This window comes from Streptomyces sp. NPDC002623 (genome assembly GCF_053592635.1).
Map to the genome: position 1 here is coordinate 17,710 of NZ_JBSFWB010000001.1, position 23,198 is coordinate 40,907.

Consider the following 23,198-nt stretch of genomic DNA (forward strand, 5'->3'; position numbering starts at 1 on the left):
CGCACGGCCGCAGCGCGAGGCGGTACGGTGGGGCGTGAAGGATGCGGCTACGCGGTCCGAGGAGGGAGCCACCGATGATTCTGCTCCGTCGCCTGCTGGGTGACGTGCTGCGTCGGCAGCGCCAGCGCCAGGGCCGTACTCTGCGCGAAGTCTCCTCGTCCGCCCGAGTCTCACTCGGCTATCTCTCCGAGGTGGAGCGGGGGCAGAAGGAGGCATCCTCCGAGCTGCTCTCCGCCATCTGCGACGCGCTGGACGTACGGATGTCCGAGCTCATGCGGGAAGTGAGCGACGAGCTCGCTCTCGCCGAGCTGGCCCAGTCTGCTGCGGCCACCCCCAGCGAGCCTGTGCCCACGTCGGTTCGCCCGATGCTGGGTTCCGTGTCGGTGACCGGTGTGCCACCGGAGCGGGTGACCATCAAGGCACCCGCCGAGGCGGTGGACGTGGTCGCGGCGTAGGCCTGTATAGGCACGTGTGTAGGAGTGTGTGAAGCCCCGGCCGGGGCTTCTCCGGGGAGACCCGGGGAAGGTGCGGTCGGGGTTTTTCGCGTTCCCGGGCCGAGGTCCGTTTGCCGGTGCCGGGTGCCGAGGTCATCGTGGAGGGGCACGGGCACGACGGGGGCTGCCAACCACCGGGGGTACGGAGGTACGGATGTACGTCGTGAAGAGTCCCCTGTCCGAGGCTGATCTGAAGACCGTCTCCGCGGCGTTGCAAGGCGCGCTCGTCGATCTGATCGACCTGTCACTCGTCGCCAAGCAGATCCACTGGAACGTCGTCGGGCCCCGCTTCCGGTCCGTGCACCTCCAGCTCGACGAGGTCGTGGACGTCGCCCGCGCGCACTCCGACACCGTGGCGGAGCGCGCCTCGGCGCTGGGCGTCTCACCGGACGGGCGGGCGGCGACGGTGGCGGCCGGCAGCGGGATCGGTGCGGTGTCCGAGGGGTGGGTCAAGGACTCCGACGCGGTCGGGAGGCTGGTCGACGCTCTGGGGGCCGTGATCACCCGGATGAGGGAACGGGTGGCTGCCACGGGTGACGCGGATCCGGTGAGCCAGGACATCTTCATCGGGATCACCGCCGACCTGGAGAAGCATCACTGGATGTTCCAGGCGGAGAACGTGTGAGGGTCCCTGCGGGGTGGGTGCGGGTGCGGGGCGGGTGTGGGTGCGCGTGCGGGGTGGGAGCGGGAGGCTTGGGGAGGCTGCGGGAGGCGCTCGGCTCGGGTGATGCGCCGGTGTGCCACCCGTGCGCCCTGCCGGGGGTGAGGGTGGGCGCTTAGCGTCGTCCTCTTCGGGGCTTCGGGGCTTCGGGGCTTCGGGGCTTCGGGGTGTGCGGTCCGCGGGTGTGCGGGCTTTCTGATGTCGTGAACGGACTCTGCATGAGGCTCGGGCTGGAGGTGACGGCCGTGGCGGGACGAATAGTGGGGCGGGGGGCCGTACTCGGGCTCGGCCTGGGGCTGGGCGCGGTGTGGTGGTGGGCCGTGGTGCGGCTCGTCGTGCTACCCGACGCCGGGGCGCTGGAGGGAGCGGTCGCCGCCGGAGGGTGGGGGCTGAGCCTGCTGCCGGTGCACTGTGTGGCGAAGGCGCGGGCTGTGGGTGCAGTGGGGGACGGGCGGTGGAGGGCTGCTTGGCGGGGGCCGGAGCCGGAGCCGGGGCAGGGCCAAGGGCGAGGGGAGGACGGCGAGGGGTGTTGTCGGCCGGGGGGTGGCTGTGGGGGTGGCGGGGGTGCGGGTGCGGACGGTGGTGCTGCCGGTGGTGGGGGTGGGGGTGCGGGTGCGGGGGAGACGGTGGGTTAGGTGGCTGGGGGCGGGACTGTGGGCTGGGGTAGGACCGCGGTGGGATCGGGGGCCTGGGCTGGCTGGGGGTTGGGGGTGGGTGCGGGTGTGGTTGGCGGGGAGGGTGTGAGGGAGACGGCCGGTTGGGTGGCTGGGGGTGGGACTGTGGGCTGGGGAGGGGCGCGGCGGAACTGAGGCCTCGGTGGGCTTGGCGTTGGGGAGGACCCGGACGTCGCCGCGCCCCACGAGGCCGCGGTGCCGGTGTGGTGCCGGGGAGGGGGTGTGGGGCTGGGTGTCAGGGCTGAGGGGGCTGAGGGGGCTGTGCAGGAGGGGGTGGGCGGTGTGAGGTCGGGGGTGGGTGGTGAGGTCTGGGGTGGAGTCGGGAGGAGGACGGGAAGGGCGTCCGGGAGGGTGGCGGGCACGGTTACCAGGGCATGGCTACCAGGGCATGGCTACGCCGCCGTTCGGGCGGAGGATCTGGCCCGTTGTGAACGCGGACGCGTCCGAGGCCAGGTGGAGGACGGCGTGGGCGATGTCCTCCGGTTCGCCGACTCGGCCCAGCGGCGACATACGGGACATGACCGCCTCGGTGTGGGCCTGTACGGCGGTGTCATGACGGTCGGTCATGGGGGTGCGGATCCAGCCCGGCGCGACCGCGTTGACGCGGATGCCGTAGCGGCCGACCTCCGTCGCCAGAGTCTTCGTCAACTGGACCACGGCCGCCTTGGCGACGCCGTAGCAGAGCAGGCCGGGGCCACCGGTGTCCACGGCGCCCGAGGCCATGGTGACGATGCTGCCGGCGGTTTCGCGCGCCAGCATCAGACGGGCCGCCTCCTGGCAGGCGTACAGCACGCCCTTGAAGTTGACGGCGAAGACCCGGTCCAGGTCCTCGTCCCGGGTCTCCAGGACCGGGCTGCTGTGCATGATCCCGGCGACCGCCGCCATGACGTCCAGCCGCTCGCAGGACTCCATGGCCTGCCGGACCTGGACGCGGTCGGTGACGTCGAGGTGGTGGGTGCGGGCGGTTCCGCCCTGGCCTTTGATCAGCGTCGCCGTCTCGTACAGGCCCTGGGCGTCGAGGTCCGCGCCGTGCACGGTGGCGCCTGCCTGGGCGAGCAGTACGGCGCAGGCGCGGCCGATCCCGCTCGCGGCGCCGGTGACGAATGCGGTGCGTCCGGTGAGGTCGTACGCCTTCACGGCCATGATGCGACGGTAGGAGGGTTTCTGACGGTCCGTCAATTGTGCGGTACGTTGCGGGATGTCATCGGGTGGTGCGTGGGCGGATGCGGTGGGTCGGCGGGGAACCCGGCGGCGGGGCGGGGCCCGTCTGGCAGGTGGGGCACCAATAGGTCGGGCGCTCGCGGGAGCCGTCGCCCTGGTCCGCGGCGCGGACCGGTGTTCCGCAGCGCAGACAGGGGCGGAGCGCCCGGCCGTAGACGAACAGGTCCTGGCCTCGGCGGCCCGTGGTGCTGCGGACCGGGCGGTCGCGGTTGGTCTCCAGCAACTTCTTCGCGAGCGCGGGCAGTTTCGCGGCGCGGGCGGCGGGGAGCGCCCCGACCGGGAGCCAGGGGGTGGCGCCGATGAGAAAACAGAGTTCGCTCTTGTAGATGTTGCCGATGCCGGCGAGATTGCGCTGATCGAGGAGCGCCTCGCCGAGGGGGCGGGCGGGGTCCGTGAGGAGGTTGGCGAGGGCTTGCTCGGGGTTCCAGTCGGGGCCCAGCAGGTCGGGGCCGAGGTGGCCGACGACGCGTTGTTCGTCGGCGGTGCGCAGCAGGTCGAGGACGGGGAGGCGGTAACCGACGGCTGTGCGGTCGTCGGTGCCGAGGATCACCCGGATCTGGTGTGCCGGTCCGCCGGTCCACCGCTGGTCGTGTCCGTACACCTTCCAGGATCCGTCCATCCGCAGGTGCGAGTGGAGGGTCAGGCCGCCTTCGATGCGGGTGAGGAGGTGCTTGCCGTGCGGGGCGACCTCCAGGACGGTGCGGCCGGTGAGGTCGGCGGTCGCGTACTTGGGGACCCGGAGATCCGAGCGGATCAGCGTCTTGCCCGCGAGGGCGTCGTGCAGCCGCCTCGAGGCCTGCCAGACCGTGTCACCTTCGGGCATGCGTCCAGGGTGACATGGGTGCCGCTCTCAGGCGGGATGCGGTTGCACGGGATGCCGCTGCGCGGGCTGTGGTTGTTCGAGATGCGGTTGTACGGGATGAGGTTGTACGGGATGCGGTCGTCATGCGCGCAGCCGCAGGCCCCGTGGGGTCGCGATGAAGCCTGCTCCTTCCAGGAGGGCGCCTATGGGGGAGGTGAGGGCCGAGGCGCCGTTGACGCGCTCCACGGTGACCGTGCCGAGGGAGCCCGCGCGCGCGGCCTCCGCGAGGGCCTCCGCGGCGGCGTGCAGACGTGGGTCGTCGGCGGGCTTGCCCTCGAGGTCCGGGACGGAGGGCCAGGCCAGCAGGGTCTTGCCGCCGCGCTCCATGTAGAGCGTCAGCTCGCCGTCGACGAGCACCACCAGGGAGCCGGCTTTGCGGCCCGGCTTGTGCCCGGCGCCGCTCGGCGGTTCGGGCCAGCCCAGGGCGGCGCCGTACGCGTTCGCCGGGTCGGCGGCGGCGAGGACGACGGCGCGGGACGCGAGGGACGACCTGCCGGCTCCGTGGTTGCGGTCATGAGCGCGGCCGTGGCGGGGGTGACCGGGGTGGCCCGAGCCGTTCGGGAAGCCGCTGCCTCCCCGGGGTCCGCCGGCACCCGGGGACGTGAAGTCCCGGGGCGAGACGTGGTCACCCGGCGAGGCGGGGGCTCCCGGAGAGTGGAGGGGTGAGCCGTAGGGGGCGTCGAAGTCGGTGTCGAGATCGGGGAGGGCGCTCCACGCGTCGTCGGACGGCCCGCTGTCGGACGGCCCGCTGTCGGACAGTGCGTTGTCGGACGGTGCGTCGTCTGGGAACGCGAAGTAGTCCCCGGTGCCCGCTGCCGGGTTCGGGACGGGCAGGGGGTCGCCGCGGTCTCGAGCGTTGGCCACCGCGCGCAGGCGGTCCACCGCGCCGTCCATGGCGAACTGCGCGGCGCCGAGGCCTTCGACGACGTATCCGCGCCGGGCCTGACCGCTCTCCTCGAAGACGGACAGGACGCGGTACGTCGCCGAGAAGCCGCCCTCGATGCCCTCGGCCGCGACCGCGCCCCGGGTGACCACGCCGTGCCGGTCGAGAAGGGTGCGGGCGACTGCATGCGCGCGGACCGTCAGGTCGGGCTCATGGGCCGGCAGGAGGGACCAGCGCCCCGCGACGGTCGGGGGACCGCTGCGAGAGGCGGGGCGGGCCGCGGCCGTCAACGAGCCGTAGCGGCCGCGCGGGACCGTTCGCTTGGCGCGGTGGGCCGTGGAGCCGGCCGTGCGGCCCGAGCCCAGCAGGGAGCGCATGGGCGCGAGCGTGTCGTTGGTCAGCCGGCCGGACCAGGCCAGATCCCAGACGGCGTCGGCGAGTTGGGGGTCGGTGGCGTCGGGGTGGGTGGTGGCGCGGACCTGGTCGGCGATCTGGCGGAAGAACAGGCCGTAGCCGCCGGAGAGTGTGTCGAGGACGGAGCTGTGCAGTGCCGTCGGCTCCAGGGGGTGGGGAGGAGGCAGCAGCAGGGGTGCCGCGTCCGCCACGTACAGGGAGATCCAGCCGTCCTTTCCGGGGAGGGCGCCCGCCCCGGCCCAGACCACCTCGCCGGCCGCGGTGAGTTCGTCGAGCATCGCCGGGGAGTAGTCCCGTACGCGGGACGGCAGGACGAGCTTCTCCAGGGCCGAGGCGGGCACGGAAGCGCCCTGCAACTGCTCGACCGCACGTACCAGTCCGTCGATGCCGCGCAGGGAGTGGCCCTTGCCGATGTGCTGCCACTGGGGCAGGAACTGGGCGAGCGCGGGCGGCGGGACCGGCTCCAGCTCGTGTCGCAGGGCGGCCAGGGAGCGGCGGCGCAGCCTGCGCAGGACCGTGGCGTCGCACCACTCCTGGCCGATGCCGGCCGGGTGGAACTCGCCCTGGACGACGCGCCCGCTCGCCGCGAGCCGCTGAAGGGCGCCCTCGGTCACGGCCACGCCGAGGCCGAAGCGGGCGGCCGCGACGGTGGAGGTGAAGGGGCCGTGGGTGCGGGCGTAGCGTGCCAGGAGGTCGCCGAGGGGATCCCTGACCGGTTCCGTGAAGGCCTCCGGCACGCCTACCGGCAGTGCGGTGCCGAGCGCGTCGCGCAGGCGGCCCGCGTCCTCGATCGCGGCCCAGTGGTCGGTGCCGGCGATCCGGACCCGGATGGCGCGGCGGGCGGCGGCCAGCTCCTGCGCCCAGTGCGGCTGCGCGCCGCGCTCGGCCAGTTCGGCCTCGGTGAGCGGGCCGAGGAGGCGCAGAAGGTCCGCGACGCTTTCGGTGTCCTTCGCCCGGCGGTCCTCGGTGAGCCACTGGAGTTCTCGTTCCAGTTCGGTGAGGACCTCGGCGTCGAGCAGTTCGCGCAGCTCCGCCTGGCCGAGCAGCTCGGCCAGCAGACGGGAGTCCAGGGAGAGGGCGGCGGCGCGGCGCTCGGCGAGCGGGGAGTCCCCCTCGTAGAGGAACTGGGCGACGTAGCCGAACAGGAGTGAGCGGGCGAAGGGGGACGGCTCCGCGGTGGTGACCTCGACCAGCCGTACCTTGCGGTTCTCCAGGTCGCCCATCAGCTCCACGAGGCCAGGGACGTCGAAGACGTCCTGGAGGCACTCGCGGACCGCCTCCAGGACGATCGGGAACGAGCCGAACTCGCTCGCCACCTGGAGCAGTTGGGCGGCCCGCTGGCGCTGCTGCCACAGCGGGGTGCGCTTGCCCGGGTTGCGGCGCGGGAGCAGCAGCGCGCGGGCGGCGCACTCGCGGAAGCGGGCCGCGAACAGGGCCGAGCCGCCGACCTGGTCGGTGACGATCTGATCGACCTCGCCCTTGTCGAAGACGACGTCCGCCGCGCCGACCGGCGCCTGTTCGGCGTCGTACTCCGTGCCCGCCTTCATCGGCTCCTGGTCGAGGAGGTCCAGGCCCATGAGGTCGGCGTCGGGCAGCCGCAGGACGATGCCGTCGTCCGCGTGCATGACCTGCGCGTCCATGCCGTACCGCTCGGAGAGCTTGGCGCCGAGGGCGAGGGCCCAGGGGGCGTGGACCTGGGCGCCGAAGGGGGAGTGGACGACGACCCGCCAGTCGCCCAGTTCGTCCCGGAAGCGCTCGACGACGATCGTGCGGTCGTCCGGGACATGGCCGCAGGCCTGCCGCTGTTCGTCCAGGTAGGAGAGCACGTTGTCGGCCGCCCACGCGTCCAGGCCCGCGGTGAGCAGGCGGAGCCGGGCGTCGTCCTTGGGCAGGGAGCCGACCTCGCGCAGGAACGCGCCCACCGCGCGGCCGAGCTCGAGCGGGCGGCCCAGCTGGTCGCCCTTCCAGAAGGGCAGCCGGCCCGGGACGCCGGGGGCCGGGGAGACCAGGACCCGGTCACGGGTGATGTCCTCGATGCGCCAGGAACTGGTGCCGAGCGTGAAGACATCGCCGACGCGGGACTCGTAGACCATCTCCTCGTCGAGCTCGCCGACCCGGCCGCCGCCCTTCTTGGGGTCGGCGCCCGCCAGGAAGACGCCGAAGAGGCCCCGGTCGGGGATCGTGCCGCCGGAGGTGACGGCGAGGCGCTGGGCGCCGGGGCGGCCGGTGATCGTGCCCGCGACGCGGTCCCACACCACGCGCGGGCGCAGCTCCGCGAACGCGTCGGACGGGTAGCGGCCCGCCAGCATGTCCAGCACGGCCGTGAACGCGGACTCAGGGAGCGAGGCGAAGGGGGCGGCGCGGCGGACCATGGCCAGCAGGTCGTCCACCTGCCAGGTGTCGAGGGCCGTCATGGCGACGAGCTGCTGCGCCAGGACGTCCAGCGGGTTGGCGGGGACCTTCAGGGACTCGATCGAGCCCGTGCGCATCCGCTCCGTGACCACTGCCGCCTGCACGAGGTCGCCGCGGTACTTCGGGAAGACCACACCGGTGGACACCGCGCCCACCTGGTGTCCCGCGCGGCCGACGCGCTGGAGACCGGAGGCCACGGACGGAGGGGACTCCACCTGGACGACGAGGTCCACCGCGCCCATGTCGATGCCGAGCTCAAGGCTCGAGGTCGCCACGACGGCGGGCAGCCGGCCCGCCTTGAGGTCCTCCTCCACGAGCGCGCGCTGCTCCTTGGAGACCGAGCCGTGGTGGGCGCGCGCGATGACGGCCGGGGCGCCCTGGGCCGCGCCCGAGCCGCCCATGAGCTGGGCGGGGGAGTGATGCTCGTCGAGGGGCTCGCCGGTGGCCCGCTCGTAGGCGATCTCGTTGAGCCGGTTGCACAGCCGCTCGGCGAGCCGACGGGAATTGGCGAAGACGATCGTGGAGCGATGGGCCTGGACGAGGTCGGCGATCCGCTCCTCCACATGCGGCCAGATCGACGGGCGCTCCGCCCCTTCGGAGCCGTCGGCGACAGGGGAGCCGCCCAGCTCGCCCAGATCCTCCACGGGGACGACGACCGAGAGGTCGAACTCCTTGCCGGACTTCGGCTGGACGATCTCCACCTTGCGCTGCGGGGAGAGGTAGCGCGCCACCTCGTCGACCGGCCGGACCGTCGCCGAGAGGCCGATGCGGCGGGCCGGCCTCGGCAGCAGTTCGTCGAGCCGCTCCAGGGACAGCGCGAGGTGTGCACCGCGCTTGGTGCCCGCGACGGCGTGCACCTCGTCCAGAATCACCGTCTCGATGCCGGTCAGCGCGTCGCGCGTGGCCGACGTCAGCATCAGGAACAGGGACTCGGGGGTCGTGATCAGGATGTCCGGCGGGCGCGTGGACAGTGCGCGGCGCTCGGCGGGCGGGGTGTCCCCGGAGCGGATGCCCACCTTGACCTCCGGCTCGGGCAGGCCCAGGCGCACGGACTCCTGGCGGATGCCCGTCAGAGGGCTGCGAAGGTTGCGCTCCACGTCGACCGCGAGGGCCTTGAGGGGGGAGACGTAGAGGACTCGGCAGCGCTTCTTCGGATCGGCGGGCGCAGGCGTCGAGGCGAGCTGGTCCAGGGCGGCGAGGAAGGCGGCCAGGGTCTTGCCGGAGCCGGTCGGGGCCACCACCAGCACGTCCGAACCCTCGCCGATGGCCTGCCACGCGCCGGCCTGGGCCGCGGTGGGCGCGGAGAACGCCCCCGTGAACCAGCCGCGGGTCGCGGGGGAGAAGCCGTCGAGGGCTCGGTGTGCGGAGCTGACCATGCGTCCATCCTGCACCCGCCCACTGACAATGGCTCTGAGCTGCGACTTTGCTGTGGCTGTGGCTGTGGCTGTGGCTGTGGCTGTGGCTGTGGCTAGGGCTAGGGCTAGGGCTAGGGCTAGGGCTAGGGCTAGGGCTAGGGCTAGGGCGGGGCTGCGGCGTGCTTTCGTTCGTGGCGGGTCGCCGAGCCGCGGACCGCGCGGCACCGCCGTGGCCGTGGGCCCCGTGGGCCTCGGGTGCGCGGCTCGGCCCGGGGTCAGCCGATGGTGCGGCCGTAGGCCCTCAGAGTCCGAAGCGCCTCGATCGTCACCATGGGGCGTGCCTCGATGGCGATGCCGGGCGCCCAGCGGTGCCAGCGGATGGGCCAGCCGCCGTCCTTCTGCTGCTCGTCGCCGAGGTGGTCCAGGGCGCGGGTCATCTCGTCGTCGGTGAACCACCCGCGCGCGAGGGAGTGCGGCGTTCGGGCGAAGTCGTACGGGAAATGGTGCTCGCCGGGTGCGTAGCCGGGGGCGACCGGGTACGCGTCCAGGTGGTCCGGGTCCAGCACGGCGAGCCGCTGGGCGCGCACCAGACGGCCCAGGCGGTCGGCGGCCGCCTCCGCGCGCGGGCGGTCCGGGGCGGAGTCCAGGAAGGTCACGGCGGCCTCGATCTCGTACGGATGGGACCGCTCCAGGGAGTCCACCGCCTGCCAGCAGAAGTCCGTGGCCCTGAACAGCCAGGCGTGCCACACCTCGTTGCGGTGCAGCAGACCCACCACCGGACCGGTGGACAGGAGTTCGCTGGGTGGGTCGTCCACGATCGGGATGAACGGGGCCGCCGGGTATCCGCGCTGGCTGGGATGGATCGCCGGCAACGCGCCGTCGCCGGTGGAGACGGCCGTGAGGTAGCGGCACACCCGCTCCACGCGGCGGCCGCCGAGACACCCGATGGAGTCCAGGACGCGCAGCGCGTGCGCGGTGTGCAGGGGCTGGCTGACGGGACCGCGCAGATCGGGCTCCAGCGCATGGCCGTACCCGCCGTCCTCGTTGCGGTAGGCGTCGAGGGCGGTCTCGACGGGATCGGCGGCGCCGTGCAGGAAGTCGTGTGCGAAGAGGCGCTGTTCCAGCACGCGCGCGGTGAGCCAGACGAATTGCTCGGCGCGCAAGAGCGGGGAGTGCGCCGAGGGCGTCGGGGGGAGTGGGGATGCTCCGATTTCGGCCATGCGTCGACCGTAGGACGGAAAGCGGTCTCGGCAGGCGCTCCCGGCGGGGTGCACCCCCGGGCGCGGGATACTGGTGTCATGCGGTTGACGGTCTTCTGGCAGCGGATGGACGAGCACTTCGGTACGGGGTACGCGGAAACCTTCGCGCGCGATCACGTGATGACGGAGCTCGGCGGGCGCACGGTGCACGGGGCGCTGGCGGACGGCTGGGAGGCCAAGGACGTGTGGCGCGTGGTGTGCCTGGTGATGAACGTTCCCCAGGAGATGCGCTGATCCGGAAGCGAAGATCGCAGGTGGCTCCCCGATTGTCGGTGGCGTAGGCGAGACTTGCTCCGTGGCACCCACTGACGAGACCGGGCAGGACGCCCGGAACGCATCCCCGCACGGCGTGACGCCGCCCGCAGGGCCGCCCCCGGCCGACGGCGGCGCCGTGCAGCGCGCGGGCATGCCGCGCTGGCTTCCGCGCGCCATGGTGCTCGCACTCGCTCTCCTCGGTGTGTTCCAGCTGGGCATCTGGGCCTTCCACCAGCTCATCGGCCTGCTGCTCAACATCCTCATCGCGTTCTTCCTGGCCCTCGCGATAGAGCCCGCGGTCAGTCGGATGGCCGCCCGCGGGATGCGCAGGGGGTTCGCCACCTTCCTGGTCTTCTTCGGCCTGCTGATCGCGATAGCCGGCTTCTTCACGCTGCTCGGCTCGATGCTCGCGGGACAGATCATCAAGATGATCGAGGGCTTCCCGGCGTACCTCGACTCCGTCATCAACTGGGTCAACAGCACGTTCCACACCGAACTCAGGCGGGTGGACGTCCAGGAGGGCCTGCTCCACTCGGAGTGGCTGAAGAAGTACGCCCAGAACAGTGCCGCCGGCGTCCTGGACGTCTCCACCCAGGTCCTCGGCGGTCTCTTCCAGCTGCTGACGATCGCCCTGTTCTCGTTCTACTTCGCCGCCGACGGACCGCGCCTGCGCCGCGGGCTGTGCTCCGTCCTGCCGCCCGCCAGGCAGGCCGAGGTGCTTCGCGCGTGGGAGATCGCCGTCGACAAGACCGGCGGCTACCTGTACTCACGCGGGCTGATGGCGTTGATCTCCGGCGTCGCGCACTACATATTGCTGCAGGCCCTCGGCATCCCGTACGCGCCCGTGCTCGCCGTCTGGGTGGGCGTGGTCTCGCAGTTCATCCCCACCATCGGCACCTATCTCGCGGGCGCCCTGCCCATGTTGATCGCCTTCACGGTCTCGCCCCTGTACGCACTGTGGGTGCTGATCTTCGTCGTGGTCTACCAGCAGTTCGAGAACTACATGCTGCAGCCCAAGCTGACCTCGAAGACCGTCGACATCCACCCCGCCGTCGCCTTCGGCTCCGTCATCGCCGGCACCGCCCTCCTGGGCGCCGTCGGCGCGCTGATCTCCATCCCGGCGGTCGCCACGCTCCAGGCGTTCCTGGGCGCCTACGTGAAGCGTTACGACGTCACGGACGATCCCCGCGTCCACGGGCACCGGCGCCGTGGCGAGGGGCCGGGACCGCTCGCCCGCGCGCGGCGGCTGTGGACACGCCTGCGGCCCCCGGCGGACGGCCCGCGGGAAGGGTCCGACTGAGGACCGGCGCGGGAGTCAGTACGTGAGGACCGCCCACACCCCGGCCGCGGCCACCGCGGCCGCATAGCAGCCCGCCGCCGCGGCCACGATCCGCCACCGCACCGTCTCGCTCCAGGAAGTACGGGACAGCAGCCAGGCCAGCGCGGGCAGCACCAGGACGGCATGCAGAGCGACCCCGTGCAGCGGCTTGAGCGAGGCCGTCGAGGCGTACGCCGCCTCCTGGTGCCCGGTGCGGGTGAGCACGACACCGCGCGCGATCATCGCCGCCCCCGAGGCGAGCGCGATCAACAGGATCGCGAAACCGGAGCGCACCGCGAGGGACATCCCGGCCGGGCCCGTCGGCCGGTGCCGGAAGGACGCCACGGCGAACACGGTGAGCAGCACCACGAGGACGCCGCCGCCGACAGCGAGCGTCATCGACACGGCGGTGTCGAAGGGCGTCTCCATGTCCAGGTGCGAGGGCACTCCGCGCCACGCCTGGAGGGTGATGCCCCCGACCTCCACGACACAGTCGGCGGCGAACACGCCGAGCAGCGCCGCGCGCAGCCGCGGGCCCACCCGCAGATACGACGTGACCCGGACGACAGCCAGGAGCGTCACCCCGAAGGAGAGCCCGAAGGTCACCGGCTTGCGCCAGGAGACGGGCCCGTTCCAGGGACCGTCGTCGACGGCGAAGACCACGAGATGGACGAGGCCGGAGAGGATCAGGAGCAGCGCGGTCGCCCCACAGAGGCGGTACAGGCGGTGGTACTGGGGATACCGGGGGTGCGGGGGCGGGCTCGGATGACCGGTTCCGGTTTCGCCGCGGGGCTGTGCGGTCTTCTGCTCGTCCATGCGCCGAGCGTCCCGGCTGCGTCGTGCGCCGTCGTCGTCCTGTCGAAGACACCCGCCGTACGCCTGGTGAAGTAGCCGGGAGCCCGAGGGCAGGGACCGTGCCGGGGCGGGATCCGTGGCCGGATCCGTGGCGTTGTCGGTTCGTGAACGTAGCCTCGGAAGTGCCGCGTGGTGCGCTTGACACGAAAATCGAACATCCATTCTGATGGAGGCACCGGTGAGGCTCCCGGTGGGGATTCCATCCCGTTTTGGATGGATAAGCACCTGAGTTATCCACAGGCCGGACCGGCGTCGGGGCGCATTGTCAGTGGCAGGCGTTAGCGTCTTTGACGTGAAGCGATCGACTCAAGCAAACCGGGTGGAACCCATGGCAGGAACCGACCGCGAGAAGGCACTGGATGCCGCACTCGCACAGATTGAACGGCAGTTCGGCAAGGGCGCCGTGATGCGCCTCGGCGAGCGGCCGAACGAGCCCATCGAAGTCATCCCCACCGGGTCGACCGCACTCGACGTCGCCCTCGGTGTCGGCGGTCTGCCGCGCGGCCGCGTGGTGGAGGTGTACGGCCCGGAGTCCTCCGGCAAGACGACACTGACGCTGCATGCGGTGGCGAACGCGCAGCGGGCCGGCGGCCAGGTGGCCTTCGTGGACGCGGAGCACGCCCTCGACCCCGAGTACGCCAAGAAGCTCGGCGTCGACATCGACAACCTGATCCTGTCCCAGCCGGACAACGGCGAGCAGGCCCTGGAGATCGTGGACATGCTGGTCCGCTCCGGCGCCCTCGACCTGATCGTCATCGACTCCGTCGCCGCGCTCGTCCCGCGCGCGGAGATCGAGGGCGAGATGGGTGACAGCCACGTCGGTCTGCAGGCGCGCCTGATGAGCCAGGCGCTGCGGAAGATCACCAGCGCGCTCAACCAGTCCAAGACCACCGCGATCTTCATCAACCAGCTCCGCGAGAAGATCGGCGTGATGTTCGGCTCCCCGGAGACCACGACCGGTGGCCGGGCCCTGAAGTTCTACGCGTCGGTGCGGCTCGACATCCGCCGCATCGAGACGCTGAAGGACGGCACCGACGCGGTCGGCAACCGCACCCGCGTCAAGGTCGTCAAGAACAAGGTCGCGCCGCCCTTCAAGCAGGCCGAGTTCGACATCCTCTACGGCCACGGCATCAGCCGCGAGGGCGGCCTGATCGACATGGGCGTGGAGAACGGCTTCGTCCGCAAGGCCGGCGCCTGGTACACGTACGAGGGCGACCAGCTCGGCCAGGGCAAGGAGAACGCCCGTAACTTCCTGAAGGACAACCCCGACCTGGCCAACGAGATCGAGAAGAAGATCCTGGAGAAGCTGGGCGTCGGCGTGCGTCCGGCGGAGCCCGCCGCCGCACCGGGTGCGGACGCAGCGGTGGCTGCGGGCGCGCCGGCGGACGACGCCGCCAAGGCGGTTCCCGCTTCCGCCGCCAAGGCCGCCAAGACCAAGGCCCCGGCTGCCAAGAGCTGATCCGTGACGCGACGAACGGACTGGGCCGAGTACGTCCACCCCACCCCTCCCCAGGAGGCGGGGAGCGGGGCCGACGTCGACTTCGCCCAGGGCGGCGACGATCGGGACGACCGGTCGGAGGGCGGTCGGCGTCGGAGCGAGGGGACGGACGGCGACGACAGGCCCCGTGGCGGCCGGGCCCGGCGCGGCGGCGAGGGTGGCCCACAGGGCGGACGTGGGCGCCGTCGGCGCGGCTTCGGAGAACCGTCCACCGAGGACGGAGGCACCTCTACCTCGTCGAGGGCCGAGCAGGGGATGCCTTCAGGGGACCCGGCTGAGCGGGCACGGGCGATCTGCCTGCGCCTGCTCACCGGGACCCCGCGCACGCGGAAGCAACTCGCCGACGCCCTGCGCAAACGAGAGATCCCGGACGATGTGGCGGAGGAGGTGCTCTCACGGTTCGAGGAGGTCGGGCTGATCAACGACAGCGCCTTCGCGGACGCCTGGGTGGAGTCCCGGCACCACGGCAGAGGCCTGGCCCGGCGGGCGCTCGCCCAGGAGCTGCGGACCAAGGGGGTCGACTCGGTACTGATCGAGGAGGCCGTCTCCCAGCTCGACTCCGAGCAGGAGGAGGAGACGGCGCGCGAACTCGTCGCCCGCAAGCTGCGCTCGACGCGAGGCCTCGACCGCGACAAACGGCTGCGCCGCCTCGCCGGCATGCTCGCCCGCAAGGGCTACCCCGAGGGCGTGGCCCTGCGGGTGGTCCGGCAGGCGCTGGAGGAGGAGGGCGAGGACACGGAGTCCCTGGAGGACGACGGGTTCTGAGCATGGCGAGGGCAGGGCAAGGCAAGGCGGGGCGGACAGGGGAAGGCGCCGGGGCCGGGGGACCAGGGCGGACTGGAAGAGGCCGCATGCGGGGCAAGGCTCCCGCCCTCACCGAACGGCTCGGTTCCGGACACGGTAGACGCGCGGGGGCGCCGATCGCGTCCAGAACAGAGCACGCCCGGAGCACCGGCCGATTCCCGGCCTCGGGGTGGGGACAACCCCCCACTCAGGACGCCGGACCGCCTCAGTGCACAACGGCCTGTGCACAGGCGACTGTGTACGCATGTCCCAGGAACCCGGCGCCAAAGAGCCCCCGAGGCGATCGCCTCCGCGGCCTCCGTCGAACTCGGCGACCTCGCCGCGCTCAAGGCGCTCGCCCAGCCACGCCGTCAGCGCATGCTCGAGCACCTCACCCTGCACGGCCCGGCCACTTCGGCGACCCTCGCCCGAGCTCTCGGCCTGAACACCGGATCCACCAGCTACCACCTGCGCGAGCTGGCCAGGTACGGCTTCGTCGAGGAGACGGACGGGGCGGACGGGGCGGACGGGGAGAGGTCCCCGCACCCGGGTGAGAAGACGGCCGAGGCGCGGCGGGCGGAGCCGTCCGCACATCGCGAACGCTGGTGGCGGGCGGTCCCCGGCGACCTGCGGTTCCCACCGCGCAGCCGTCAGAGTCCCGAGATGCGGCACGTCATGGACGAGCTGAACCACCATGCCTACGCGGCCGACCTGGACCTCTTCGAGCGGCTCCAGCGGGACGCGGACGACGCCGACCCGTGGGCGGACGCGTTCCCCTACTCGCGCGGCAGCATCCGGCTCACGCTGCCCGAACTGCGCGAATTCTTCGAGGAGTACATCGCCCTCCTCAACCGCTACAAGCGCCCCGACGCCGAGACCCCGCCGGACGCGCGCACCCTGCTCACCCGCTTCCTCGCCTTCCCCGCTCCCGCACGCGACACCAACATCCGCAACACACGAGAGGCCGACCCCTCATGATGCTGCGCTACGCCCTGAAGACCGTCCGAGCCCGGAAGGCAGGCTTCGCAGGCGCCTTCGTCGCGTTGATGTGCGCGGCCGCCCTGATCACCGCGTGCGGCACCCTCCTGGAGACAGGGCTGCGGGGCGCCATCCGTACCGAGCGCTATGCCGCGGCTCCGGTCGTGGTCTTCGCCGACCAGAACGTCCACCAGACCACCGTCAAGCACAAGAAGGGCAAGACCAAGGTCAAGCACAAGGCCAAACCAATCGCCGAACGCGCCTGGCTCCCCGCAGACCTCGAGCGCAGGCTGGCCACCACCCCCGGTGTCGCCCGCGTGATCCCCGAACTCACCTTCCTCGCAGAACCGTTGACCCCGGACGGCACCCCGGCCGCCGGCGACAGGCCCGCCTATGGGCACGCCTGGGAGTCCGCCGGGCTGACCCCTTACCGCCTCACCGCGGGCACCGCTCCCGCAGCCGCCACCGATGTGGTCGTCGACAGCGACCTCGCCGCCGACGCCCACCTCGCACCCGGCGACCGGCTCACCGTCCAGTCGACCCAGGCACCGCGCACCTACCGCGTCTCCGGTATCGCTTCCCCCTCCCCCTCCCCCTCCCCCTCCCCCACCCCGTCCCCCGCCCCCACCGCCGTACGCCATCAGAGCGCCCTCTTCTTCTCCGCCGCCGAGGCACGCCGGCTCGCCGCGCACCCCGGGCAGGTCACCGCGTTCGGCGTGGTCCCCGAGGCGGGCATCGAGCCGGGCCGGCTCCGGGACGCCGTGGCCACGGCGCTGCACGGCACCGGTGCCCAGGTCAGCATCGGTGACGCCCGTGGTCCGGTCGAGTTCCTGGACGCCGCCGCGGCCCGCACCAAGCTGGTCAGCATCGGCGGAGCGATGGGCGGCACCTCGCTGCTCGTCGCGGTTCTCGTCGTCGTCGGGACGTTCGCGCTCTCCGTCCAGCAGCGACAGCGTGAACTCGCCCTGCTGCGTGCCGTCGCCGCCACCTCAGGGCAGATCCGCAGGCTCCTCGGACGCGAGGCCCTGATCGTGGGGTCGGCCGCGGGCGCGGCCGGAGCCCTCCTCGGACTGCCCCTGGGCGGCTGGCTGCACGGCAGGTTCGTCGCCCTGGGCGCTGTGCCCGCCACGCTTCAGCACACCGTGAGTGTGTTCCCGCCGCTGGCCGCCGTGGCCGTGACCCTGATCGGTGCCTGGGCCGCCGCACGGATCGCCTCCCGCCGGGTGGCCCGGATCCGCCCGGCCGAGGCGCTCGCCGAGGCTCGTACGGAGCGCACCCGCCCTGCCTGGGGCCGCATCCTGGCAGGTCTGCTGCTGCTCGCCGGTGGCGTGGTCCTCGTCGCCGTGCTGAGCGTCCTGCGCACCGAGCCCGCGTCGACGCCCGTGACGTTCCTCGCTGTCGTCGTGCTCTCCACCTCCGTCGCACTGCTCGGACCGCTCCTGGTCAAGGCGGCCGTTCTTCTGCTGTCGCGCCCACTGCGCCTGACCGGTCCCGCCGGCAGGCTCGCCACCGCCAACCTGCGCGGCAACGCCGTCCGCATGGCCTCCGTCGTCACCCCTCTCACCCTGTTCATCGGTATGACCTGCACGGTGCTGTTCGTGCAGCCCACCCTCGGCGACGCGGCCCGCGCCCAGGTTCGCGACGGCGTCCGCGCCGACTGGGTCGTCGCCTCCCAGGGGCCTGGCGTCCCGAGCGCCGCGGCACGCCGACTCCGTACGCAGCACGAGGTCGTCACCGAACTGGTCCGCACCACCGTCCGGGTCGGACTCGACAAGTACGCGGCCCAGGGCGTCACTCCGGCCGGTCTCACCCGGACCTGGGATCCGGATGTCACCGCCGGCTCGCTCGACAAGCTCACCGAGCGCACCGTCGCCGTCAGCGAACTGGCCGCGGACCAGCTGCACTTGGCACCGGGAAGAACCCTGAAGCTTACGCTCGGCGACGGCACGCCCGCCACGCTCACCGTCGCCGCGGTCTACGCGAGGGGTCTCGGCTTCGGAGACCTCACCTTCGCGCACGACCTGGTCGCACGACACGTCGACAACCCTCTCTCCTCCTCCCTCCTCGTCAGCACGGCCCGTACACAGACACAACTCTCGACTACGCTGCGTGAGTTCCCGGGACTCGCGGTGATTTCTCCGGCCGCCGCCGACTCGGTGCAGGCCGAGCGGCAGCAGACGAACGCCGAGGTCAATCTCCTGGCCATGGGACTCGTCCTGGCGTTCACCGCCATCGCCGTGGTCAACACGCTCGCCATGTCGGTCTCCGAACGCGTCCGGGAGTTCGCGCTGCTGCGCCTCGCGGGGGCGACCCGCCGTCAGGTACTGCGGATGCTGCGGACCGAAGCCCTGTCGGTCCTGCTGCTGGCCGCAGCCCTCGGCAGTGCCGTCGCCCTGGCCGTCCTGACCGCGTTCAGCGTCGGCATGACCGGCCGGGCGGGGCCGGCGGTCGTACCGCTCGCCTACGCCACCGTGGTCGCCGGGGCGGGACTGCTCGCCCTCGTCGCCACGGCAGTGCCGGGACGCGTGGCGCTCAGGCCGCGCCCGGTGACGGTCGCGACGGCCAGGGACTGACCGATGGCCAGGGACTGACGCTTCCCCCGCCTGGCTACGGCGTCACGGGGAGGCCTGCAGCCTTCCACGCCTGGAAACCGCCGACCAGGTCGGTGGTCCGGTGCAGCCCCAGTTGGCGCAGCGACGCGACGGCCAGGCTCGACGCGTAACCCTCGTTGCAGATCACGACCGTCCGCACCTCGTGGCTCGTGGCCTCGGGGAGGCGATGACTGCCCTGGGGGTCGAGGCGCCACTCCAGCTCGTTGCGCTCGACGATCAGGGCGCCGGGGATCAGACCGTCCCGCCCGCGCAGGGCCTCGTACCGGATGTCGACGAGCAGGGCGTCACCCGCGCGGGCCGCCTCGTACGCCTCTCGTGCCTCCACGCGCGTGTACCCCGCCCGGACTCGTTCGAGCAACTCGTCTATGCCGGGTGGCTCTTCGCCGCTCGGGCGTTCCGGCCGGGGTGTGCTCGCGCCGCTCACTGCCAGTCCTCCGGACGCTCGACCTGCTCCAGTCGCAGCACCTGTCCGGTACGGCTGTAGCGGCGGATGCGCGGCAGCGGCGGGTAGTAGGCGTGGACGGAGATCGCGTGTTCCTCGGCGGACTCGTTGAGGACCTCGTGGACGTGGTGATGTCCGAAGGAGCGGCCCCGGCCGGCCGGCAGCGTGCGAGACCGGTCCACGCCCTCGGTCAGCTCCAGGGTCTTCCAGCCGTCGCTGGGCAGCCGCGCGGCGAGCGAGTACTCCTTCAGTTCGCCCTGCGCGGTCAGAAAGGCGCCCACCGAGTCGGCGTGGTCGTGCCAGCCGGTGCCCGTGCCGGGCGGCCAGCCGATCAGCCAGGCCTCGCTGCCGCCGGGGCCTTCCAGGCGCACCCAGGTGCGGCCCTCGGGGTCGAGGGGGAGCGAGGAGATCAGCTCGGCGTCGGTCGCGGTGCGCCGGACGAAGTCGAGGAGCTCCGCCTGCGTGGGCGCGGCGGCGGTGACGGCGGTGGGAAGGGAGGGAGAGACAGACACGGATACCGTCCTGGGAACGTTCGCGGGGAGCGTGCGGCTGAGCACGAGCGCTGGTGCGCATCGGCGGCGCGCGCCGGAGAAAGGGGGTGCGAATTCAGCAGGACGGGCGACACACGCAGCCCGCATAGCGGACGAGGTCCATATGGACCCTCCGCCACAGGCGCACACAGGTGTCGGTCACGATCCGGAGTACACCATGGCGGTGCGACCCGGTCAACTCGCTGTCACCATGTGGACCGCACAGTGACAGCGAGGCGCTCGCGCGGGTCGGCGTGCGAGTGACGTCGTCCGCCGCCCGTGCCGTCACTTGGCCGCCGAGCCCGCCGTGGCCTCCGCCGCGGATGCCTCCGGTGTCCCCGCCGGACCGCCGACCGCGGCCTCCGCCGCCGCGTACAGATCGGCCGCGCGCACCCCGTTGAGCGCGGTGACCAGATGGCCGTCGGGCCGGATCAGCAGGACGGTGTGGGCGGCCGCCCCGGGGTAGCTCTCCGCCACCAGCAGCTCGGCCGGGCTGGGCAGGGCCGTCACCGCGGCGGCGAGCCGGGGCATGACGCCGGCGCTCACCCAGTGCCTGCGTTCCCACACGCCCGTGCCCGGCGCGATCAGCAGTACGAGAAGCGCGCCGCGTCCGAGACGGTCGCGCAGCCGTACGAAGGTGCCGTCCTCCGCGGTCACGCGGACGTCCTCGACCGGGGCGCCGGGAGCCGTGTCCACCGGCACCTCCGCCTCCAGATGCCGGGGCGCGAGCGGGGAGTCGCCGTACGTGCCCGGCGCGCCCAGCGGGCCGCGCCCCAGATGGCCCTCGGTGAGCAGCACGTCGTGGCCGCGGACCGCGCCGGGGACGTAGGCCCTTATGCCGGCGCCGCCGCGCAGCAGCGGGAGCGCCTGGTCGGCGGCGCGCAGCCGGGCGGCGACGGCCGCGCGCCGCTCCGCCTGGTAGCTGTCGAGCAGGGCCTCGTGCGGCCCGTGGTGCCAGGCCAGGGCCAGCTTCCAGGCGAGGTTGTCGGCGTCCCGCAGGCCTTCGTCGAGGCCTTGGGTGCCGAGCGCGCCGAGGAGATGCGCGGCGTCCCCGGCGAGGAAGATCCGCCCCACGCGCCAGCGGCGGGCCAGCCGGTGGTGCACGGTGTGCACGCCGGTGTCCAGCAGTTCGTACGGGGGTGTGGTGCCGTTGCTCCAGCCCGCGAGGGTCTCGCGGATGCGGGCGACGAGCAGTTCGGGCGTGACGAGGTCCTTGCCGGGCGGCAGCAGCCAGTCCAGGCGCCAGACGCCGTCCGGCAGCGGACGTCCGGTGACTTCCCCGGCGGAGGGACCGGACGTCCGCCACGGTGGCGTCCGATGGAGCAACGCCTCGTCGGCCCACGGAAGTTCCGTGCGCAGCGCGGCCACGGCGTGTCGTTCCACCGCCGTACGGCCGGGGAAGCGGATGTCGAGCAGTTTGCGGACCGTGGAGCGCGGGCCGTCGCAGCCGACCAGATGGCTGCCGCGCCACCAGGTGCCCTTGGGGCCACGGGTGTGCGCCGTGACACCGGAAGGTTCCTGCTCGACGCTGTCCAGCCGGCTGTCCACGGCGATCTTCACCAGGCGCTCGCCCTCGAGGGCGGCGCGCAGGGCGTTCGTCAGCACATGCTGGGCGATGTGCAGGGGAGCGGGGTCGTGGGCGTCGTCGAAAGTGATCTCACGGGTCACCTGCTTGCGCCGCATCGACCGCCATCCGGCCCAGTGCGCCCCGGCCGCGTCGAGGGGCGCCCCGGTCAGGCGCGCCAGGAGGGCGGCGGTGTCCTCGCGCAACACGACGGTGCGCGCGAGCCGCGGTTCGTCCTTGCCCGGTCCCTCGTCGAGGACCACGGACGGCACCTGCTGGCGGGCCAGCGCCAGGGCGAGCGTGAGCCCGACCGGCCCCGCTCCGACGATGATCACCGGGTCCACGGCGTGCTGCCCCCTGCCCGCGACGGTGTCCTCAGGGACGTAAGTGAACAAGAGGTAGGAGCAGGGTGCACGATCACAGAACGTATGCAACCCATTGCCGCTGCTTGCGTCAAGTGACGAAAGGCAGCGGCGCGCACGCCACTGCCTTTCGTACAGGTCACCCGACTTGAGCAGGCGTCAGATCGAGCCGCCCGCGCCGGTGCCGAACGTGCCGCCGACCTCGGCCGCGTTCAGGTCGTCGATCTTCTCGACGCCGAGGACCGCGCCCGTGCTGCGCTTGCTGCGCCGCAGGCGGCGCTCCAGCCAGCTCGCGAAGCTGGTCAGGATGAAGTTCAGGACGATGAACATGACCGAGACCACGATGAAGCTCGGGATCACGTTGGCGTAGTTGGCCGCGAGCGTGCCGCGCGAGTTGAGCAGCTCGGTGAAGCCGATCATCACACCGCCGAGCGCGGTGTCCTTCACGATGACCACGAGCTGGCTGACGATCGCCGGGAGCATCGCGGTGACCGCCTGCGGGAGCAGGATGCTGCTCATCGTCTGCCCCTTGCGCAGACCGATGGCGTAGGCGGCCTCCGTCTGCCCCTTGGGGAGCGACAGGATGCCGGCCCGGACGACCTCGGCGAGGACCGAGGCGTTGTAGAGCACCAGGCCGGTGACGACGGCGTAGAGTGGCCGGTCCTCGCTGGTGACGCCCGTGGAGCGCGAGTAGAACTCGTTTGCGAACAGCATGAGCAGCAGCACCGGGATGGACCGGAAGAACTCGACCACCGTGCCGGCCACGGTCCGCACCCACCGGTGGTCGGACAGGCGTGCGATGCCGAAGACGGCGCCCAGGGGAAGGGCGATCACCATGGCGAGGGCCGCGGCCTTCAGAGTGTTGGCGAGGCCGGGGAGCAGATACGTAGTCCAGGCCTCGGACTCGGTGAACGGCTTCCACAGGGCGGAGGTGAGCTGGTCCTTCTCGTCCATCTTCTGCCACACCCACCACATGAACAGGGCGAGGAGGACGAAGAAGACGACCGAGAGGACGAGGTTGCGCCGCTGGGCGCGGGGGCCGGGAGTGTCATAGAGGACCGAGCTCATCGCTTCACCGCCAGTCGCTTGCTGAGCCAGCCCAGGATGAGGCCGGTCGGCAGGGTCAGTACCACGAACCCGAACGCGAAGACCGCGCCGATGAGCAGCGTCTGCGCTTCGTTCTCGATCATCGTCTTCATCAGATAGGCGGCCTCGGCGACGCCGATGGCGGCAGCCACCGTGGTGTTCTTGGTCAGTGCGATCAGGACGTTCGCCAGCGGTCCGATGACCGAGCGGAAGGCCTGCGGCAGGACGATGAGCGTGAGGGTCTGGCTGAAGGTCAGCCCGATGGCCCGGGCCGCCTCCGCCTGCCCCATGGGCACCGTGTTGATGCCGGAGCGGATCGCCTCGCACACGAAGGCCGCGGTGTAGGCGACCAGGCCGAGAACGGCCAGCCGGAAGCCCTGGACGTCGAAGTCCTCGGCGCCCAGGGTCATGCCGAAGACGTCGGCGAGGCCGAGCGAGCTGAAGAGGATGATGACCGTCAGGGGGATGTTCCGGACGATGTTGACGTAGGCGGTGGCGAACCCGCGCATCAGCGGGACCGGGCTGACCCGCATCCCGGCCAGCAGGGTGCCCCAGATCAGGGAGCCCACGGCGGAGAGGGCGGTGAGCTTCACCGTCATCCAGAACGCCCCTAGGACGTCGTAACCTTCAAGAAAGTCGAACACGATCTCCCGCGCTTCCGGGTGGGTGGCGTATGAGGA

19 protein-coding genes are annotated in these 23,198 nt (G+C 72.2%); 8 read left to right on the plus strand and 11 right to left on the minus strand.

All coding sequences use genetic code 11. From position 1 onward, the window contains the following. Positions 1–74: 74 nt before the first annotated feature. Positions 75–455 carry a helix-turn-helix domain-containing protein gene (locus ACWD4O_RS00060; protein WP_015657463.1) on the plus strand — a complete coding sequence of 127 codons (381 nt, stop codon included), beginning with the start codon at positions 75–77 and terminating at the stop codon, positions 453–455. Between the two features lie 193 nt (positions 456–648). After that, a complete protein-coding gene (locus ACWD4O_RS00065) occupies positions 649–1,119 on the plus strand; it encodes a Dps family protein (RefSeq protein ID WP_451275821.1) in 471 nt (156 codons plus the stop codon). 1,088 nt (positions 1,120–2,207) lie between these two features. Here ACWD4O_RS00065 and ACWD4O_RS00070 read toward each other — a convergent pair. From ACWD4O_RS00070 to ACWD4O_RS00085, 4 genes are all read right to left on the minus strand, one after another. Continuing rightward, a complete protein-coding gene (locus ACWD4O_RS00070) occupies positions 2,208–2,972 on the minus strand; it encodes an SDR family NAD(P)-dependent oxidoreductase (RefSeq protein ID WP_451275823.1) in 765 nt (254 codons plus the stop codon). 58 nt (positions 2,973–3,030) lie between these two features. Then, a complete protein-coding gene (locus ACWD4O_RS00075; protein WP_451275825.1) occupies positions 3,031–3,873 on the minus strand; it encodes an Fpg/Nei family DNA glycosylase in 843 nt (280 codons plus the stop codon). Positions 3,874–3,993: 120 nt separating this feature from the next. Next, complete coding sequence (locus ACWD4O_RS00080) at positions 3,994–8,997, minus strand: ATP-dependent helicase (protein WP_451275827.1); 5,004 nt, start codon at positions 8,995–8,997, stop codon at positions 3,994–3,996. A gap of 254 nt (positions 8,998–9,251) precedes the next feature. Next, on the minus strand, positions 9,252–10,196 hold the full coding sequence (locus ACWD4O_RS00085; protein WP_451275829.1) for a hypothetical protein: 945 nt from the start codon (positions 10,194–10,196) through the stop codon (positions 9,252–9,254). 78 nt (positions 10,197–10,274) lie between these two features. Here ACWD4O_RS00085 and ACWD4O_RS00090 point away from each other — a divergent pair, with 78 nt between their 5' ends. Beyond that, positions 10,275–10,469, plus strand: coding sequence for a DUF3046 domain-containing protein (locus ACWD4O_RS00090; RefSeq protein ID WP_351909453.1), 195 nt, complete (start codon positions 10,275–10,277; stop codon positions 10,467–10,469). Positions 10,470–10,530: 61 nt separating this feature from the next. Further along, entirely contained in the window at positions 10,531–11,790 is a 1,260-nt protein-coding gene (locus ACWD4O_RS00095) for an AI-2E family transporter (protein ID WP_451275832.1), read from the plus strand. Positions 11,791–11,805: 15 nt separating this feature from the next. Here the strand turns inward: ACWD4O_RS00095 and ACWD4O_RS00100 are convergent, their stop codons facing one another. Beyond that, on the minus strand, positions 11,806–12,624 hold the full coding sequence (locus tag ACWD4O_RS00100) for a hypothetical protein (protein WP_451275834.1): 819 nt from the start codon (positions 12,622–12,624) through the stop codon (positions 11,806–11,808). 367 nt (positions 12,625–12,991) lie between these two features. On the opposite strand from ACWD4O_RS00100, the gene recA reads away from it, so the two are divergent. From recA to ACWD4O_RS00120, 4 genes are all read left to right on the plus strand, one after another. Further along, the gene (recA, locus tag ACWD4O_RS00105; RefSeq protein ID WP_451275836.1) at positions 12,992–14,122 is read left to right on the plus strand and encodes a recombinase RecA; all 1,131 of its coding nucleotides are present in this window, start codon (positions 12,992–12,994) and stop codon (positions 14,120–14,122) included. A gap of 3 nt (positions 14,123–14,125) precedes the next feature. Continuing rightward, complete coding sequence (gene recX, locus ACWD4O_RS00110) at positions 14,126–14,926, plus strand: recombination regulator RecX (protein ID WP_451275838.1); 801 nt, start codon at positions 14,126–14,128, stop codon at positions 14,924–14,926. Between the two features lie 261 nt (positions 14,927–15,187). Further along, positions 15,188–15,922, plus strand: coding sequence for an ArsR/SmtB family transcription factor (locus ACWD4O_RS00115; RefSeq protein WP_451275840.1), 735 nt, complete (start codon positions 15,188–15,190; stop codon positions 15,920–15,922). Further along, positions 15,919–18,495: an FtsX-like permease family protein gene (locus ACWD4O_RS00120; protein ID WP_451275842.1), complete on the plus strand. Its 2,577-nt coding sequence runs from the start codon at positions 15,919–15,921 to the stop codon at positions 18,493–18,495. The genes ACWD4O_RS00115 and ACWD4O_RS00120 overlap by 4 nt, the downstream gene beginning before the upstream one ends. 34 nt (positions 18,496–18,529) lie before the next feature. On the opposite strand, the gene ACWD4O_RS00125 is transcribed toward ACWD4O_RS00120, so the two are convergent. From ACWD4O_RS00125 to ACWD4O_RS00150, 6 genes are all read right to left on the minus strand, one after another. Continuing rightward, complete coding sequence (locus ACWD4O_RS00125) at positions 18,530–18,958, minus strand: rhodanese-like domain-containing protein (RefSeq protein ID WP_451275844.1); 429 nt, start codon at positions 18,956–18,958, stop codon at positions 18,530–18,532. After that, positions 18,955–19,488 carry a cysteine dioxygenase gene (locus ACWD4O_RS00130; protein ID WP_451275846.1) on the minus strand — a complete coding sequence of 178 codons (534 nt, stop codon included), beginning with the start codon at positions 19,486–19,488 and terminating at the stop codon, positions 18,955–18,957. Before ACWD4O_RS00130 ends, ACWD4O_RS00125 begins: the two co-directional genes overlap by 4 nt. A 94-nt stretch (positions 19,489–19,582) precedes the next feature. Beyond that, complete coding sequence (locus tag ACWD4O_RS00135) at positions 19,583–19,795, minus strand: putative leader peptide (RefSeq protein WP_451275848.1); 213 nt, start codon at positions 19,793–19,795, stop codon at positions 19,583–19,585. Beyond that, entirely contained in the window at positions 19,792–21,414 is a 1,623-nt protein-coding gene (locus ACWD4O_RS00140) for an FAD-dependent monooxygenase (protein WP_451275850.1), read from the minus strand. Before ACWD4O_RS00140 ends, ACWD4O_RS00135 begins: the two co-directional genes overlap by 4 nt. Positions 21,415–21,591: 177 nt before the next feature. Continuing rightward, the gene (locus ACWD4O_RS00145; protein WP_351909472.1) at positions 21,592–22,500 is read right to left on the minus strand and encodes an amino acid ABC transporter permease; all 909 of its coding nucleotides are present in this window, start codon (positions 22,498–22,500) and stop codon (positions 21,592–21,594) included. Further along, positions 22,497–23,162 carry an amino acid ABC transporter permease gene (locus ACWD4O_RS00150; RefSeq protein WP_351909474.1) on the minus strand — a complete coding sequence of 222 codons (666 nt, stop codon included), beginning with the start codon at positions 23,160–23,162 and terminating at the stop codon, positions 22,497–22,499. Before ACWD4O_RS00150 ends, ACWD4O_RS00145 begins: the two co-directional genes overlap by 4 nt. Positions 23,163–23,198 lie beyond the last annotated feature (36 nt).